We start from the raw sequence: 2,464 nt of genomic DNA, 5'->3' as shown, positions 1-2,464 counted from the left end.
TGGGGGAGTTTCAACTGACCGTCCGGGTTTTATGGTGGAGCGGCGACGGCATGAACCTGTACGCGAAACGACTTGAGCGCGGACGCTTCGTGTGGCCGCAGGCGGACTCGGGAACAGTCCATCTATCTCCCGCCCAACTGTCGATGCTGCTCGAGGGGATTGACTGGCGGCATCCAGAGCGGACGTGGCAGCCGACGCACGCGGCATAAGGCAGGGCGCGGGAGCCACAAACGCGTGGGCTTCATTTACACTGGCATGCATGCCAGCCAGCCATCTGCCCGATGACATCGCCGCCCTCAAGCGCATCGTTGCCTCGCGCGACGAGACCATCGCGCAGTTGCTGGCGGAGATCTCGCGATTGAAACGATGGCAGTATGGCCGTTCATCTGAGCGCATGACCGAATTGATGGACCAGCTGCAGCTCGCGCTCGGTGAGCTGCCCGTTCCTGAAACGACCATGGCCGCGACGGCGAAGGCGCCAGATGCCAATGCGACTGCAGATCCGTCAGCCACAACGAACGTTGTTCCGCTGCGCCGCAAGTCACGACACTTCCCCACCCATCTTCCTCGCGAAACCGTTGTTCATGCACCGACTGATTGTGGCTGCATGGAGTGCGGGCAACAAATGCGTGCGCTCGGTGAAGACGTCTCGGAGGTGCTCGACTATGTGCCCGGCTACTTCAAGGTACTGCGTCACGTACGTCCGAAGCTGAGCTGCCCGCGCTGTGCTTCAGTGGTGCAGGAGCCGGCCCCTTCGCGGCCGATAGCACGCGGGATGGCGGGTGCCGGGCTGCTCGCGCAGGTCGTCGTCGCGAAGTACGCTGACCATACGCCGCTATACCGGCAGGCCGGCATCTATCGCCGCGCGGGTATCGAACTGGACCGGGCAACACTGGCTTCGTGGGTGCGTGAAGCGGCTGCGCTGCTGCAACCGCTGTCCGATGCACTCGGTCGTTATGTGCGCGACGCAGACAAGATCCATACCGACGACACGCCCGTGCCTGTGTTGGAACCAGGCCGTGGCAAGACACGCACGGCGCGCCTGTGGACCTATGTGCGGGATGACCGCCCAGCAGGAAGCCGCGCACCACCAGCAGTCTGGTACAGGTACTCACCCGACCGCAAAGGTGAGCGACCTCGGGAACATCTGGCGGGCTACACGGGAATCCTGCAGGCAGATGCCTTCAGCGGGTATGACGCCCTGTATCGTGACGGCAAGGTCATCGAGGCCGGATGCTGGGCGCATGCGCGGCGCAAGTTCTACGACCTGTACAAGCTGGACAGCTCACCGATTGCCGAAGAAGCACTGCGCCACATTGGGGCGCTATATGTTGTTGAACGCGAGGTTCGCGGGGAGACGCCGGACGTGCGCCTGTCTGCGCGCCAGCAACGCTCGGCACCATTGCTCACTGAGCTGAAGGCCTGGCTCGAACACACGTTGTCACAGGTCTCGGCGAAGTCGGGGCTGGCGAAGGCGATCAGATACTCGTTGGGGCATTGGCACGCACTCACACGTTATTGCGAAGACGGGCGCATCGAGGTGGACAACAATATGGCGGAGCGCGCGATCAGGCCGTTAGTCCTCGGCAGGCGCAACTATCTGTTCGCAGGCTCCGACGGCGGCGGCCAGAGCGCGGCGGTGATCTACAGCATTATCGGTACGGCGCGCCTGAACGGCATCGAGCCGTTTGCCTACCTGCGCACGGTGTTTGAGCGCATCGCCGATCATCCGATCAACCGCATCGACGAGTTGCTGCCGTGGCGCCTGATGCCCGCTGAACACGTCGAGCAGCAAGCCGCCTGACAATCAATACGATGGTCCAGCCCCGCAAACCTGCCGTGCGTCTGGTCAAGGCGCCAGTGCCCGATTACGTGCTGCGCGTTGAGCTGAAGTACATCAAGCCGGCGATCTGGCGACGAATCATCGTCCCTGGCTCGATCCGGCTGGGCAAGCTGCATGTCGTGCTGCTGCTGGCCATGGGCTGGGACGGCGGGCACCTGCACGAATTCGTCTTCGGCGAAACCAACTATGGTGAACCGGATGACTTCGGATTCCAGAGTCCGCCAATGCTCAATGAAGCACGCGTTACGCTGGCGAAGGCGCTGGGCGGTTTGAAGTCATTCACCTACATCTACGACTACGGTGACAACTGGCAGCATCGAATCAAGGTCGAGAAGGCACTCGTGCCTGATCCAGACATGCACCGGCCGCTATGCCTCGACGGGCAGTATGCGTGCCCGCCGGAAGACGTCGGTGGAGTGCCCGGATACGCCGACTTCCTCGAAGCGATCACCGATCCGACGCACGTGGAGCACGAGCACTTCCTCGAGTGGAGTGGCGGCAGCTTCGATCTCGCCGCCTTCGATCTACTGCTTGCGAACCAGCGGCTCTCAGAGGTCAAGTTCTGATCGTCAAGACGGCCTCGGTTTGACGCTTACGCAACGAGCGCGCAGGCGGCTACAC

3 protein-coding genes are annotated in these 2,464 nt (G+C 62.5%); all 3 read left to right on the top strand.

Annotated features, from left to right (window positions below):
* Positions 1–209 (top strand): IS66 family insertion sequence element accessory protein TnpB (gene tnpB / locus BG61_RS41175; protein WP_152565297.1); only part of this gene is annotated, 209 nt, incomplete at its 5' end.
* A gap of 50 nt (positions 210–259) precedes the next feature.
* A complete protein-coding gene (tnpC, locus tag BG61_RS38155) occupies positions 260–1,804 on the top strand; it encodes an IS66 family transposase (protein WP_035943481.1) in 1,545 nt (514 codons plus the stop codon).
* 11 nt (positions 1,805–1,815) lie between these two features.
* The gene (locus BG61_RS38150) at positions 1,816–2,409 is read left to right on the top strand and encodes a plasmid pRiA4b ORF-3 family protein (protein WP_035943479.1); all 594 of its coding nucleotides are present in this window, start codon (positions 1,816–1,818) and stop codon (positions 2,407–2,409) included.
* Positions 2,410–2,464 lie beyond the last annotated feature (55 nt).

The organism is Caballeronia glathei, from assembly GCF_000698595.1.
Classification (GTDB): Bacteria; Pseudomonadota; Gammaproteobacteria; order Burkholderiales; family Burkholderiaceae; genus Caballeronia; species Caballeronia glathei.
This window is presented reverse-complemented; position numbering and strand designations above follow the sequence as displayed.

Excerpts from the sequence above, each read along its gene's own strand:
- tnpC (WP_035943481.1), top strand. The coding sequence starts at position 260 with ATGCCAGCCAGCCATCTGCCCGATGACATCGCCGCCCTCAAGCGCATC.
- BG61_RS38150 (WP_035943479.1), top strand. The coding sequence starts at position 1,816 with ATGGTCCAGCCCCGCAAACCTGCCGTGCGTCTGGTCAAGGCGCCAGTG.